The 13,523-nt window shown below is 68.7% G+C and carries 12 protein-coding genes and 1 pseudogene; 11 read left to right on the top strand and 2 right to left on the bottom strand.

What is annotated here, in order from left to right:
* The first annotated feature begins 451 nt into the window (after nucleotides 1-451).
* The 10 genes from AOK24_RS21800 (at nucleotide 452) to AOK24_RS21755 (ending at nucleotide 7,117) form a co-directional block, all read left to right on the top strand.
* Nucleotides 452-949 (top strand): hypothetical protein, encoded by a 498-nt coding sequence (locus tag AOK24_RS21800; protein ID WP_055721749.1) that lies wholly within the window; start codon nucleotides 452-454, stop codon nucleotides 947-949.
* 81 nt (nucleotides 950-1,030) lie between these two features.
* Entirely contained in the window at nucleotides 1,031-1,897 is an 867-nt protein-coding gene (locus AOK24_RS21795) for a hypothetical protein (protein WP_055721748.1), read from the top strand.
* A gap of 119 nt (nucleotides 1,898-2,016) precedes the next feature.
* Nucleotides 2,017-2,433 (top strand): DUF6409 family protein, encoded by a 417-nt coding sequence (locus tag AOK24_RS21790; RefSeq protein ID WP_055721747.1) that lies wholly within the window; start codon nucleotides 2,017-2,019, stop codon nucleotides 2,431-2,433.
* A gap of 312 nt (nucleotides 2,434-2,745) precedes the next feature.
* A complete protein-coding gene (locus tag AOK24_RS21785) occupies nucleotides 2,746-3,759 on the top strand; it encodes a DUF3560 domain-containing protein (protein ID WP_240554052.1) in 1,014 nt (337 codons plus the stop codon).
* A gap of 72 nt (nucleotides 3,760-3,831) precedes the next feature.
* Complete coding sequence (locus AOK24_RS21780; RefSeq protein ID WP_055721746.1) at nucleotides 3,832-4,500, top strand: hypothetical protein; 669 nt, start codon at nucleotides 3,832-3,834, stop codon at nucleotides 4,498-4,500.
* A 56-nt stretch (nucleotides 4,501-4,556) separates the two neighbouring features.
* Nucleotides 4,557-4,970, top strand: a complete 414-nt coding sequence (locus tag AOK24_RS21775) for a DUF6197 family protein (protein WP_055721745.1) — start codon at nucleotides 4,557-4,559, stop codon at nucleotides 4,968-4,970.
* Between the two features lie 31 nt (nucleotides 4,971-5,001).
* Nucleotides 5,002-5,403, top strand: coding sequence for a DUF6181 family protein (locus AOK24_RS21770; RefSeq protein WP_055721744.1), 402 nt, complete (start codon nucleotides 5,002-5,004; stop codon nucleotides 5,401-5,403).
* Nucleotides 5,400-5,975, top strand: coding sequence for a DUF6349 family protein (locus tag AOK24_RS21765; protein ID WP_055721743.1), 576 nt, complete (start codon nucleotides 5,400-5,402; stop codon nucleotides 5,973-5,975). The genes AOK24_RS21770 and AOK24_RS21765 overlap by 4 nt, the downstream gene beginning before the upstream one ends.
* A 189-nt stretch (nucleotides 5,976-6,164) precedes the next feature.
* Nucleotides 6,165-6,443 (top strand): DUF6211 family protein, encoded by a 279-nt coding sequence (locus AOK24_RS21760; protein ID WP_055721742.1) that lies wholly within the window; start codon nucleotides 6,165-6,167, stop codon nucleotides 6,441-6,443.
* 23 nt (nucleotides 6,444-6,466) lie between these two features.
* Nucleotides 6,467-7,117 carry a hypothetical protein gene (locus AOK24_RS21755; RefSeq protein WP_240554051.1) on the top strand — a complete coding sequence of 217 codons (651 nt, stop codon included), beginning with the start codon at nucleotides 6,467-6,469 and terminating at the stop codon, nucleotides 7,115-7,117.
* A gap of 225 nt (nucleotides 7,118-7,342) precedes the next feature.
* Here AOK24_RS21755 and AOK24_RS21750 read toward each other — a convergent pair whose 3' ends face one another.
* Nucleotides 7,343-8,290 carry a hypothetical protein gene (locus AOK24_RS21750; RefSeq protein WP_055721740.1) on the bottom strand — a complete coding sequence of 316 codons (948 nt, stop codon included), beginning with the start codon at nucleotides 8,288-8,290 and terminating at the stop codon, nucleotides 7,343-7,345.
* A gap of 298 nt (nucleotides 8,291-8,588) precedes the next feature.
* On the opposite strand from AOK24_RS21750, the gene mobF reads away from it, so the two are divergent.
* Entirely contained in the window at nucleotides 8,589-12,986 is a 4,398-nt protein-coding gene (gene mobF, locus AOK24_RS21745; RefSeq protein ID WP_240554050.1) for a MobF family relaxase, read from the top strand.
* 107 nt (nucleotides 12,987-13,093) lie between these two features.
* Here mobF and AOK24_RS21740 read toward each other — a convergent pair.
* Nucleotides 13,094-13,523 (bottom strand): annotated as a pseudogene (locus tag AOK24_RS21740) (glutamine synthetase); the annotation flags it as partial.

Here is a 13,523-nt window from a genome sequence, read left to right as displayed (position 1 = left end):
CGATTCACCCGCCGCCGACACAAAGACTTCATGCCTCCGGCGGGTCCTCCCTCGGAGGGGGGAGGGGGCCGGTCGGTCGGGTGCGGGAGCGTCGTGGTGCGGGTGGGGAAGGCGGGGTTACCTCCTCGGTCGGACACCCAGGGGGCGTATCAGGAACCCGGACACGGCATCCAGGCCGAGCCGCTGCGCGGTCGCTTCGCGAGCCTGGACACCGCGCCCGGAACCCTGATCCGGCGGAGCTGTCCGACCGAGGAGGGAACCCCGCCGAGGCCGTTGTGGCCGGGCCCGGCGGAGCGAGTGAGGGTCCGGCGGTGAGAAAAGAGCAGGTCAACGAGTGCAGGGCTTGATCTCACCCGTAGAACATGGTTTAATTAATGACATCGGAAGGGGTTGATGCCCCGATCGTCCCCGGGTCGAACCGGCTCGGGTTCTCTCGCTGGAAGGACTGGCTATGGGTGACACTGCGTTGAACGGCGACTCGACCGCGTCTGAGGGCGCCGACCGCGCGCGGGAGGTGTGGGAGGTCTACTGCGACTCGGCCAAGGACGTGATTCACTCCTTGATCGTGGACCTGTTGCACCTGGCCGATGTCGACGGTCATCCGGGCGGCGGCCGTTATGCGGCCGAGCGGGCGGTGGAGGACTACGGCATAGAGCGGTTCGGCCTGTTCGGGGGTGCGCCGCTTCCGCCTCGCACTCGCGCCTATGTCGCGGAGGTGCTGCCGGTCGGATATCAGGCGTGGGTCGGGGTGGATGAGGGCGACGAGCCGCGCGAGGCCGGGGTGTCGCTGACGCGTCTGATGCAGGCTGCTGACCTCGCCACCGGCGAACTCGGCGGATTCCTGGAGGATATGGCGCGCGGCGAATGCGTCACCGCCGACGACGGTACGGCGTTCCGCGTTCGCCGTAACCCCTTCCATTCGGCAACGGTAGTTGCCCTCAATGTGTAAACATGGTTTAATTAATGTATCGGGGGGGGGTAACCCCCCAACCGGCCCTGAATGCCGATCTTTCACCAGGAGGACCGAGAAATGCCCCGCAAGCCGAAGATGACCGACGAAGAGCGCCGCGCCTACAGCGCCAAGATGCGCGGCGAGCTCGAAGCCGTAATGGACCGCGCATACGGCGCGATGGTCGCCAGTGAGGAATTCTGGGCCACGGTAATGCGAACCGCTGCGACTCTGACGGACCGCAGCCCCGTCAACTCCATCGCGATTGCCGCTCAGTGCCCCCATGCCACCCGGGTGCTCAGTTCCGGGGACTGGCGGAAGGCTGGACGCTTCCCGGCGAAGGGGTCTACCTCCATCCGCATATGGACGCCAATCACTCGCCGAACCGAAGGGGCACAGGGCGTCACGGTCGATGGCGGGCCGCAGGAGGCTGTTACTGACGCCGCCGAGGGGGCAGGGCGGCGGGTGTCCGGCTACAAGGCCGGGCCGGTGTTCGACATCAGCCAAACCGACGGTGACGCCTACGAGTTGCCCGTCATCGCTCGGCCCGCCGCCGAGGTCGTCCGGGATGTTCTGGTCGTGCAGTTCCGGGACTGGTACCACGAGGACCCCGAGCAGGCCGGAGGGTTCGACTTCAGCCGGGAGGCCCCCGATGCCGCCGTCCGCATCCTGTTGTACGGCCACGCGTGGCGACGTATCGCTGAGATCGATGCCCCCTTCCCCGGTCAGCACGCGGCCGAGGTTACCTCGGCGGCGCACGTCGCCGCACTGATCCTCGGAATCGCCCCCGGACCAGCCGTCATGCCGCCGCTCGCGGGCATCATCACCCAGGACCGGAAGCCTCCGATCCATGAGTCCGCCGTCCGCGTCATCGAGACCGGCCGCGCCATTGCCGACGCCGTCGTCACGGCTGTCGAGCGCCGACGCGAACTTGTCTCCGCGGGTTGACCTTCACTGAAAAACATGGTTTAATTAAACATGTTGGAGGGGGAGGGCAACACCCCCGACCGACACCCCCGCCGGGGTCGACTGGCCCCGGCGGAACTTCTCACCAGACAGGAAACGACATGCTCACCACCCAGCAGACCCCCACCGTCCAGGACTTCCCCACCGCGACCCTCGTACTGGCCGGACCCTGGCACCAGGGCCGCCAGTACAACACCCTCCCCGCAGTCGTCGTCTGTCCCTTCGGCGGACCGGAGTTCGCGGACAGGGCCACCATGGCGGTCGTCTGGTACTTCACCCTCGGTGCCCCGCAGCCCGGCCGCAGCGTCCAGGCGATGTTCCCGCACGAGCTGACCCCGATCGACGACACGCTGACCACGATGCACCAGGACATGTTCCGCGACATCGTCCGCAAGATGCGCCACGGCCGGTTCGCCTACGACGACGGGGACGCACTCCGCGTCGCCGTTCTCGACGCGTGGCGCGAGCGGACCGGACTGACCGACCCTGCCGCGCGGCGTACGCTCCACCACGGCTGATCACGGTCCCGCCGGTCCGGGGGAGGGCAACACCCCCGGACCGGCAGGCCCTCAACGCCAGAGCGGACACCCCTTCAGGGCGGCAGGACAGGTCCGGTGCGTTCACCGACGCCGGCCGACTCCGTCGACCGCCGACGGGCACCGGACCGTGAAGGACGCGTCCCGCGGGGACGCGGCAGCCTCTGCCGTCGCGCAGGCGCGACGGCCCGCGAGCCGCTCGTCCCTCACGGCCCGCGCTCGTGGTGCGGACCGTCTCCAACACAAGTTCCGTCCTCCGGACAGACCAACTCCTCACCAGAGAAGACCAGTTCAGTGACTATCGAGATCACGCACACCCGCAGGGAAGGAACCCTCGTCGAGGGCACGACCCGGGGGGACAAGACAGCAGCGATCCTGAAACTCCGCGAGTACGGCAGGACCGGCCGTCAGCCCTTCCGCTGGAGCAGGAACCTCGGTTGCTGGTACCTCCCGCACAGCCGCGACCACGCCGGCCACACCGCCTCCCTCGAACTCCTCGCGCAGCGACTCCGAGACGCCGACTTCGAGGTCACCCTGACCATCGACAACGCCGACCGCCGCAGCTTCGGCGAGGCCGAGCAGGATCGCGAGGAGCGCGCCGAGAGCCGTGCCGAGAGGTTCGGTGGATACGCCGCCAACGCGGCCGGGAACTCCGAGGCTGCGTGGAAGGCGAGCCACGAGATATCCGAACGGTTCGCCTTCGGCCAGCCCATCCTTGTCGGTCACCATTCCGAGGGCCGCGCCCGCCGTGATCACGAGCGCATGGACAACACGATGCGCAAGAGCATCAACGAGCGCGACCGTGCCCAGTACTGGGGCGACCGTGCCCAGGCCGCCGCCAACTACGAGCGGTTCCGCAAGGACCCCGGCCGCACCCTCCGCCGCCTCGACAAGCTCCGGGCCGACCTCCGCGCGGTCGAGAAGTGGCAGCGCGGCGAGCCCGCCAAGGGATACTCCCGCAACCCGGCGGACCCCGAGCTGGTAACCGAGCACCAGGAGCTGACCGAGGAGATCGAGCACTGGGAAGCGGTCATCAAGGACGCCGAAGCCAAGGGCTTCAAGGTCTGGTCGCGGGCCGACTTCCGGCGCGGGGACTTCGTACGCTGCCGAGGCACCTGGTACGAGGTCCTGCGCGTCAGCCCCAAGTCGGTGACCATCCCGCACATCCACAACGGCGTCGGACAGGACGTCGTACGAGCCGAGGGCAACCGGCTCGACGGATGGACCTGGACGGTTCCCTACGACGACGTCTCGGGACGCAGGAGTGCCGACGAGATGCGGCAGACCACCACGGCCGACTCCGCGTAACGACCGCTCGCCCGTGCCGGCGGCCGAGCGCCGCCGGTGCGGGACCCTCTCTCACCAGAACAGGGCACCACCATGACCACCCAGCTCCTCGAACGACCTGCGACCGAGGCCGAGCCGAACACTCACCAGCGCGGCCCCCGAGCTGCCGCCCGCGAAGTCGCGGCGATCCCTCCCCTTCAGACCGCCCTGCCGTACCGCATCGGAAGCCCGGACATCGAGTGCCGGTACCCCGTGATCATCGGCGAAGACCAGGTCATCGGCCGCGCATACAGGTGGCACCGGGACTGGTGGATCGACACCAGCACGGGAGAACACAACCTCCGCCGCCCACCCCAAGGTGTCCCCGGAGTCGAGATGGCCGCCGTCCACCTCGCCCAGGAGTACGCCGCCGGACGCATCTCCGCCGTCCCCCTCAACCACGTACGCGCCGAAGCACCCCGGCCGCTCCACGGACCCGTTCCCCTGTTGCACCCGCGGATGCCCGCCACCGACCGCAACATCCGCAGCGCACAGGCGGCGTTCGCCGGACTCGCGGCTCACCGCTGGCGAGCAGTGCTCACCGGATTCCCAGGGTCCGACAACCACTGGTTCCTCGCCTGCGAACTCTGCTCGTGGGAGGGACCGAAGTTCTGGAGCCACCTGCGCGGACGCAACGGCGCTCCGCCGAGCGCCCACCGTCACGAGGGCGGGTGCGTCGGCAAGGACCGCGTCCGTGAACTCATCCCCGCCTACCAGCAGTAGGCCGACCCCGGGGGGCGGCGCACTGCCGCCCCCCGGTCCCCGAAACGGACTTCACCATGTACTACAGCCCCGCAAGCGTCGTCATCGCGGACACCCCGGCCGAGATTCTGGAATGGGCCGCCTGCCACATCGAACACGTCGGCATCCACCAGGGTCCCCGCCTGTTCGACGGTCCCGGACGCACCACCACCTTGCCCTGCTGGCCACGCGGCGCCCTCGAAGTCGCCGCCGGACAAGGACGGGCGCCCGCCGGCCGGACGTACGACTGGGACCGCATCCACCGCGCCCGCGACCAGGCGTTCGGCATCCTCGCCGAAGCCCTCACCGGCTCTCCGGTCACCGCCGACGAGCCCGCCGCCGCGAAAGCCCTGCACCGCGAGGTCATCGACCGATGGAGCGCCGAGCCCGGCCGCACCGCTGCCGACGCCGCCCAGGCGTTCCGCACCGCCGCTGTTCGGGCGCTGTTCTGACAGCGCCCCCGAGTTCCTGAAGGCCACCACGATGGACGAGACGACAGAATTCCGCAGCACCACCAGGACGCCGAGCCGCCGAGGAGGCGCCACTCCGAGCCGGGACGGCGTCCACCGGATCACTGTTCCCCTTCACCCTCGCCTCAGCGCGTCCGAACTGATCCGCGTACTCCTCGCGGCCCCCACGGAGACCGACCTCCGCACCGTCGACGCCGTACGAGTCCGCTCACTCATCGCCGGTGTCCTCACCCAGCATGGCTACGACGTGCTCGAACGGTCGCAGTACGACCCCGAACTCAACCGCCACCAGGACGCCCGCCGTGCCGTTCGCCGCGCGTACGGACCGCGGTTCCTCGACTCCCCCGCCGAACAAACCCTCCTCGCCGACCCTCTCCGCGAAGTCCTCGCCGCCGTCCGAAGCGAGGAGTCGTGACCGAGACCCTCGGAGCACGAGCACGGCAGACGTACTACTGGCGGGTGCGTAACGGGCGTGCACGCGTTCCCGCACACAGCGCGTTCGGGATGTGGCACATCCAGGCCGGACACCCGGGCGGTGCGTACTGCGACCTCGGACACGAGCTGGAACCGTCCACGCACCACACCCCCACCCTGCTCACCCGCAGCAGGCTGGTAGGGCGGCGGTACCAGCAGGAGTTCCGGGGTGGATGCCTCGCCTGCGACTGGGAGGGAGCCGTCCGCGACGGCAGCAACGAAGCGGTGGAGGACGCCCACGACCACGCGTTCCCCGGGTGGCGGACGCTCCCGCCGATCACCAGCGTCAGGGACAGGTGGGAGATCCCGCAGAGCCAGCACCGCTGGGCTCAGCTGACATCCCAGTACCCGGAGGGATGGGTGGACCAGGGCGCTCCGCTCCTGGTCTGGAACCGCCACCGCCGCGAAGAGCACGCTCCACCGCACGCGGGACGTCCCCGCTACGAACTCCGCGTCGAGCGACCGCCGGGCATCGTGAGCGACGGCCCGGCGAACCAAGGAACGCTCTTCTGATGGCCGTCGTTTTCTGGGCCAGAGCCCCACCCCGTCATTTTAAAGGTGGTTTAATTATTCGGCCGTCAACGGAGTAGGGCAACCTCCGAACGGTCGAGCGCCGAACCAACCCCGACAACGAAATGACGGCCAGCGCACAAGGGCAACAAGGCGCTGGCCGTCGATGTCTCTCACCAGAAAGACCCGACCATGCTATGCGACCGGCACCCCGACTGTCCCCAGCCCGGCGACCTCGCCCAGCTCAAGAGGGGTAACAGCATCAGCGCCGACGGCACCGACAGATTCGTCATTGTCGAGGACTTCCCGCCGACCGGCCGGCACCTCGTACTCAACCTTCCCGTCGGTCACCCCGGCCGCGCCGACTGGGCCGCCGCCGTTCCTCTGCACGAGATCGCCACCCTCACCAGACTTGAGGCGACCGGCACCCGCACGTGGACGCCGGCCCCGGAACCGGACGACCTCCCATGACCACCCCGAACAGGAGACCAACGTTGGCCCCCGAGACCGGCCGCACGCTCTACTCACGAGCCGACCTGCGCAAGGTCCACAACATCAGCGAGTCGACGCTCCAGAACCTCTGGACCGACCGCGAGAACAACGGCCACCCGCCCGTCACCGCGACCCTCGACGGCGTCATGCACTGGGACGGCGACACCTGGGCGAAGTGGCACCACGAACTCCAGCGCCGACGTGCCGCCGCGAGTACCACGAACCCGCCGAAGCTCGACGGTGACCCCGAAGAACTGGTCGGCCCCGCCGAAGCGGCGAAGATCTGCGGGTTCGCCGACTCCGCCACTGTCTCCCACTACGTCAAGACCCCCCCCGAGGGCTGGCCCGAGCCCGACGACTGGGACATCCTCCCGACCCGTCGGCGTCCGAAGTGGAAGCGTTGGAGGCTCTGGCAGTACCTCGCGGACCGCAAGGGCCGCGGGCACGCGGGCGGACGGCCCAAGGGGCGCCGAGGGCTGGCCTACCCCTACCAGGGGGACGAGCGACTCACCCTCGCGCGCCGGGTGCTCGCGGAGAATCCTGGAGCGAAAAACGCCGAGTTGATCGGGCAGTTGCAGGGGCTCTCGGAGAAGGAGTCCTCCCGGACCGTCTGGCACCTGATCCTCAAGTCGGCCCGAGAGAATCCGGAGTGACCGAGGAGCGTTGTCCACGCTGCGGAGGTGAGCTGGGGGAATCTCCAGCACGTTCCCGGATCACCGCCGAGCGCGACGTCAGGATCTGCTCACCTTGCGGCATCGACGAGGCGTTGCGGGATATGAACGGCAAGTCGCCTGTGCCGTTCGGGGAGTGGCCTATCGCGTCCTGATCAGGGAGAAGCCCGCCAACGTCGGTTGGCGGGCCTCATGTAGTGGGGGCTTCTAGGCCACGGCGTCGATGTGGCCCTGACACGCCGCGCGGACGGTTCGCAGGGCGTCGACGGCGAGTTGGTGGTGGGTCTCGTCGTGGGTTCTCGCGTCGACCGCGAGCATGACCGTCTGCTCCAACTCCTTGATGGCGTCGGACGGCAGGACGAAGGAACCTGCGGTGCGGAACCCCGTGTCGACCCTTGTGAGGAGGACGATCTCCAAGGCGTCCCACGTACGCCGTGCTGTCTGCTGTTTCCCCTGGCGGTCGGCGTCCGGTGCGTCGTGCAGTTCTTCCAGCGACCTGATCATGTCCTGCGTCCGTAGGCGCAAGGCGGTTGAGAGTTTCCGTACCCGCGTGAAGACCTTCACTGTGGCGGCGACTCCAGCGCCGCCGAGGGTGAGTGTCGCGCCCAGCAGGAACGGTCGGTACTTGGGATCATCCTGAGCGTACTGGAGGAACCAGAGCACCCCCAGCAGTCCACACCAGGTGGCGAAGACACGGACCGGAGCGGCTCGCGCGAGTCGGCCGCGAAGTCGTTCGAGGGGGAAGTTGTTCGGCTCGATGCCTGCTCCGTAGACGAAGTGGAGACACCACACCAGAAGCAGCAGAGCCGCGGCCCATCCACGGTCGGAGGGTGCCGAGGCCAGAGCCAATCCCACGAATACCAGCGCCAAGAGGACGTAGTACGCCAGCGGCACGGTCGTGAAACGACGTTGGCTCCGAGTGGGGAGGCCGTCGTACCAAGGCTTCAGTAGCCAGACCGTGGGAAGTAGCAGCACGACGCTGAGCGGGAACTGAGCCATGAGCCAGAACTGTGAACCCGTGATCAGGGCTGCGGTCATGAGGACCGGCGCGAGGAAGCCAAGCAGGATGGCGATGGCGAATTGCTGATCCTCGGACAAGGCCCGGATTCGCGTCGGTATTTCCAGCGAGCGAAGACGCTCCCTGACCTTGAGCATGGGGTTGGCCTCCAGAGTGGTGGGGTCAACGACTGCCCCGACAGCTCACCAAGGTAGGTCAAGGCACTGACATCGACGTTTACCTCATGTCGTCCATTGACGGACGACATGAGGTAACAGCGTCAAACGAACACCGTGAACGTCGAAGCAGTGTTGACCGATCTCATCCCTGATCGGCACATCATCCTGATTTCCGAGGACCAAGGTATCGTCACTTCGCGACGATACAACTGGCCAAAATGACTGAATCCGGTCGGTTCTCGAATGAGAGGTGGATGGGCCGGTGGGGTGGGTGACGATGATCGGCCCGTCGGACGGGCAGGTCGAGTACCGCCTGACCGGAGGTCACGGGTGCGGGAAGGCGACCACCGTCGACGCCGCTCCCCTCATCACCGCCATCGAGGCCCAGGCCGAGGAGACCGGGACCTCCGTCGCCGCGCTCCTCGGCGCGACGGAGGCGAAGAAGGCGTTCTTCCGTGCCCGCTCCCATATACGCAACACCGGCAGCGCGAGGTTCACGGGGTTCGACGCCGTCGAAGTCGCCGCAGCGGCAGGGCTGGACGCGCGCACGCTGTACGGCGAGGAGGTCCTCCCCGCTCCTGCCGTTGACGGCCAGGTCGACTACCACCTCGACGCGAGCGAACGCCCGCTGGCGTGGATCGGCAACGGCCTCACTGAGTTCGACATCGTCCCTGGCAGCGTGCTGTCCCCCGACCAGTTCCCGGCGGCCCGCCGCCTGATGCGAGGCGAGGACCCGCGTACGGGCCGGACGCTGGTGGAACCCAAGCTGGCCGTCGCCCCCGCCGCGAAGCTCCCTGCCGCACCCCTGGTCCGCGCGATCCGCCGTACCGCCGCAGAACGCGGCGTGAAGCCGGATTCGCTGCTCGACTCGAAGCGCAAGAAGGACGCCTTCGGCCGGATGGAACGCCAGCTCGTCCGGTACGGCGAGGCCCACAGGGTCCCCGCCTCCACCTTGATGACCCTCGCCGACGCGATCGGTATCGACGCCGTCGAACTGTACGGGGAACAGCCCCTGGAACAGGCCCTTCGCACCGAGGCGGGCGGGCGCCTCGACGCTCGTGCGCTCCTGCGCGCCGTACAGAACAAGGCCCGCGAAACCGGTGGTCAGCCCGCGGACCTTTTCAACTCAGCGTCCATGAAACGCCGCTACCTCCAGACCGAGGCCGAAGCCGGACGGCGCCTGCGGGACCTGCCGATGGCGGTACGCGAGGCCGTCGCGATGGCCAAGGCCGCGGGCGTCGACCCCGCTGAGGTCTGGGACGCCGAGGAGATCAAGGCCGCGATGCGGGAGGGCCGCGTCGAGGTCGGCAACCGCGGCGCGGACGTCACCTTGGATCTCCCGAAGTCGCAGTCGGTGTTCCTCGCGTACGCGCCGCAGGAGATGGCGGCTGAGGTCGAGTCGGTCATCGTCGCGGCGGGCCGGGAGTCCGTGGACGCGCTGGAGCGGTGGACGGCGTACGCGATGCGCGGCCGGCACGGCGACGGCGAGGAGGCGCGCACGGTCGGCACGAGCGGGTTCTCCGGCTGGATGATGATCCACCGCGCGGCCCGCCCGGTCGGCGGTGCACCGTACGGAGACCCCCACTTCCACCTGCACTTCACCCTGGCCAACATGGTCAAGGGGGACGACGGCCAGTGGTCGACCGTCGCCGCCGGCGGCCGTGACCTGCACCGGCACGCGCGCGCGACGCAGGCTCTGATGAACGCCCGCGTACGACGCGAACTCGCCGACCGCTACGGCATCCGCTTCCGCCGCGAGGACCGCACCGGCGCCTGGGAGATAGCCGCGATCCCCGAGCCCACCATCCGGCTCTTCAGCAAGCGCGACAGCCAGGTCCGCGAACTCCTCACCCGCCTCGGACTCGATTACGACAGCGCCACCCTGCGCGAACGCACCGCCGCCTCCGCCGTCTCCAAGGCCGCGAAGAACGGCGAGGCGGCGGGCGCCGCGGACGACGTCCTGCGCGCGTACTGGCAAGCCGAAGGCCGCGCCGCCGGGGACAACCCTGACGCCATCACCACCGCCGCCGTCCACGACGACACCCACGTGCAGAACCCCGGCCTGGACGAGCTGTGCGCGACCGTCTTCGACCCGAAGACCGGACTCACCGCGCACTCCAAGGAGTTCACCCACGCCGCCGCCATCGCGGCCGTCCTCGACGTCCTCCCGTATGGCATCAGCACCGCCGACGAGGCAGAGAAGCTCACGAACTCCGTTCTCCGGCACGCCGGTTACGCGGTCCAGCTCAAGCCCAGGGGCGCCCAGCACTACACCCACGCCGCCCGCTACACCACCGCCGACATCGTCGCCGCCGAGACCCTGATCGTCACCGAGACGACCCGCCGCCTCGGCGAACAGACCGCCGTCGTCGGCACCGACACGGTCGCGATGACCCTGTCCACCGTCGAGGCCCAGCAGGGCTTCGAGTTTTCCGGCGAACAACGCGCTGTACTCGACCGGTTGCTCACCGCCGGACACGGCATCGACGGCGTGATCGGCGTCGCGGGCGCGGGCAAGACGACCATCATGGACGCCGCCCGCCAAGCCTGGCAGGCACAGGGACTCGTCGTCGCGGGTGCGAGTACGGCAGCCGTCGCCGCCGCCAACCTCAAGGCGGAAGCCGGCATCACCTCCCGCACTCTGGCGTCCTGGCTCACCGGCATTCGTGCCGACGGCCCCGGCCTGACCGGCGTGGACGTCCTGGTCGTCGACGAAGCCGCGATGTGCGACGACCGCGACATCGCGGAGTTGCTCGCCCACGCCGCGAAGACCGGCACGAAGGTCGTCGGTATCGGCGACCCCAAACAGCTCCACTCACCCGGCGTCGGCGGCCACTTCGCCGCCGTCCACCACCTCGTCGGCGGCCTCACCCTCACCGAGAACTACCGCCAGAAGGACGCCGCCGAACGCCGAGCGCTCCAGCTCTGGCGCGACAACAAGCGCATGGAGTCCCTGCGCACCTTCGCCGCGACCGGCCGCGTCCACGCTCTCGCCGACAAGGACGAGACGCTCGCCGCGATGCTCACGGTCTGGGCCGACAAGCGGATCGCGTACGACGACGACCACACCGCCGTTCAGCAGCTCCTCATGCTCGCCGCCACCAACGAGATCGTCGACGAACTCAACCTCGGCGCCCGCGCGCTACGTAAAGCCGGCGGCGACCTCATCGGCCCTGAACACACCTACGCGCTCGCGGGCGGAGGCGAACTCGTTTTGTCGGTCGGCGACCAGGTCCTCCTGCGCACCAACGACTACCGCGCCCGGCGCACCGGCGGCGCGAGCGACGACGTCCTCAACGGCTACCGAGGCATCGTCCGCGCCGTCGACGACCAACGCCGCGTCCTCGTCGAGTGGCGGGAGAAGACCCCCGACGGCCACGAGAACCACGCCGAATGGGTCGACACCGACTACATCGCCCACGGCGGCCTGAGCCTCGGCTACGCCATCACCGGCCACAAGAGCCAGGGCCTCAGCGTCCAGGAAGCCCTGGTCTACGGCCCCGGCGCGCAGGCGAACGCGCTCTACACGATGCTGTCCCGCGACAAGAAGGAGTCCCACCTCTTCCTCCCGCTGTCCGTCTACGAGACCGACGCCGACCGCGCCCGCGGAGGTGAACCGGAGAGTGAGCGGGAGCAGTTGGACCGTGCGGTAGCCGGACTCATCCGCGAGATCGAATCGGGCACCGAGGAGCGGATGATCCTCACCGAGCTGCCGAACAACGCCGTACCCGCGCACATCCGCGACGCCGTTGCCGACCTTCCTGTCCCGCGGGCTCCCGGGACCGCGCAACCCGACCACGGCGACGCCGAGCCGGAAGTCGCGAACCTGAGCTCCCACAGAACACCGCCCCCGATCCCGGAAACCGCCGCACCGACCACGGACCGCCCGTACGCACACCTGAGCAACACCGCCTTGCGCGAGGCGATCCGCAAGGCGGCGACCGCCACCCGCACCACTCGAACAGCAGCCGACCACGCGGAATCGAGGGCCGCCCACGCCGAACAGCAAGCGGGAGCCGGAACCGGTCCGGCGGTCCTTGCGTTCGAGCGACACCGGCAGGACCTGCTCACCCGCGCGGCGGCGATCCGTGACGTCCGCTCGATCACCGACGCCGTGGCCCAGCACACCTCCGCGCAGCAGAACGCGGGCGAGCGACTGCGCCAGCTCGACCAGCAGTTGGCCGCCGTTGGACGGTTCGGCCGTCCGGTCCTACGAGGTCAAGAACGAGCCCTCGTCGAGGCTGAACGCGCCACCGTCTATGCGTACGAGACGCATATGACCGGAGAACTGGACACGTTGCACAGCCGCCTTCGTGAACGAGCTGTCATTGCCGGACCTGGTGAAGAACACGAGGGAGCCTTGGAGGACGCGGCGATACTCCAGCGCGACCTGGGGACCCACATGCAGCGTGCCCGGGAGAAAGACGAGCAGGCTGCTGTGCGGCTTCGACGTGAGGCAACGAAGGCCCGCGGTATGGCTTCCGGAGCAGCACACCGAGAGGCGCGTCTCCGCCAAGAGCTGGAGAACCGAACCAGCCTTGAGGAAGACGCGACGGACAACAGGCCGTACCGAGAACGGCCTCGTGTAACTGGCACTGCACGTGCCAACGAGGCGTACTCGGCTTCCCCTCCGACCTCAGAACTAGACGTCCCGCCTTCGGCACAGGGATTGTGAACGCCGTAGTCGATCATGGATAAAGGCTGCCGGACACACCGCTGCCAGAGATGTGTCCGGAGCACGAGCCGCTGTTCGTGGGCCGCTCCGAGACGAACGGCGCGACGTCAGGCGCGGGTGAGCCAGCGCAGTCGTTCGGTGTCGGTGACGTGGGTTCGTTCGTGGTCGAGTTCGAGTTTGGCGAGGTGGGCGTAGTGGTCGATGACGTCCGTGGTGAAGGCGTCGTGGGCGAGGGTGCTGTCTTCGAAGACGGTGAGGGCGTCGGCGAGGGTGGGGAGGACGGGGATGTGGTGGGTGCGGTAGGAGTTGCCGGTTTCGGGTGGGCCGGGGTCGAGTTTGTGGTCGATGCCGTGGGTGATGGCGGCGAGGGTTGCGGCGAGTGCGAGGTAGGGGTTGGCGTCGGCTCCGGGGACGCGGATCTCCAGGTGGAGGGTGTCGTCGTGGCCGATGACGCGGATGGCGCAGGTGCGGTTGTCGTAGCCCCAGTTGAAGGTGGCGGGGGCGAAGGAGTCGGGGGTGAAGCGTTTGTAGGAGTTG

Origin of the sequence: Streptomyces niveiscabiei (assembly GCF_001419795.1) — a bacterium.
Taxonomy (GTDB): Bacteria; Actinomycetota; Actinomycetes; order Streptomycetales; family Streptomycetaceae; genus Streptomyces; species Streptomyces niveiscabiei.
Note: the sequence above shows the minus strand (reverse complement) of the source record. Positions and strands in the feature narration are given on the sequence as shown.

Excerpts from the sequence above, each read along its gene's own strand:
- AOK24_RS21775 (WP_055721745.1), top strand. The coding sequence starts at position 4,557 with ATGTACTACAGCCCCGCAAGCGTCGTCATCGCGGACACCCCGGCCGAG.
- AOK24_RS21780 (WP_055721746.1), top strand. The coding sequence starts at position 3,832 with ATGACCACCCAGCTCCTCGAACGACCTGCGACCGAGGCCGAGCCGAAC.
- AOK24_RS21795 (WP_055721748.1), top strand. The coding sequence starts at position 1,031 with ATGCCCCGCAAGCCGAAGATGACCGACGAAGAGCGCCGCGCCTACAGC.
- AOK24_RS21770 (WP_055721744.1), top strand. The coding sequence starts at position 5,002 with ATGGACGAGACGACAGAATTCCGCAGCACCACCAGGACGCCGAGCCGC.
- AOK24_RS21790 (WP_055721747.1), top strand. The coding sequence starts at position 2,017 with ATGCTCACCACCCAGCAGACCCCCACCGTCCAGGACTTCCCCACCGCG.
- AOK24_RS21760 (WP_055721742.1), top strand. The coding sequence starts at position 6,165 with ATGCTATGCGACCGGCACCCCGACTGTCCCCAGCCCGGCGACCTCGCC.
- mobF (WP_240554050.1), top strand. The coding sequence starts at position 8,589 with ATGATCGGCCCGTCGGACGGGCAGGTCGAGTACCGCCTGACCGGAGGT.
- AOK24_RS21750 (WP_055721740.1), bottom strand. The coding sequence starts at position 8,290 with ATGCTCAAGGTCAGGGAGCGTCTTCGCTCGCTGGAAATACCGACGCGA.
- AOK24_RS21800 (WP_055721749.1), top strand. The coding sequence starts at position 452 with ATGGGTGACACTGCGTTGAACGGCGACTCGACCGCGTCTGAGGGCGCC.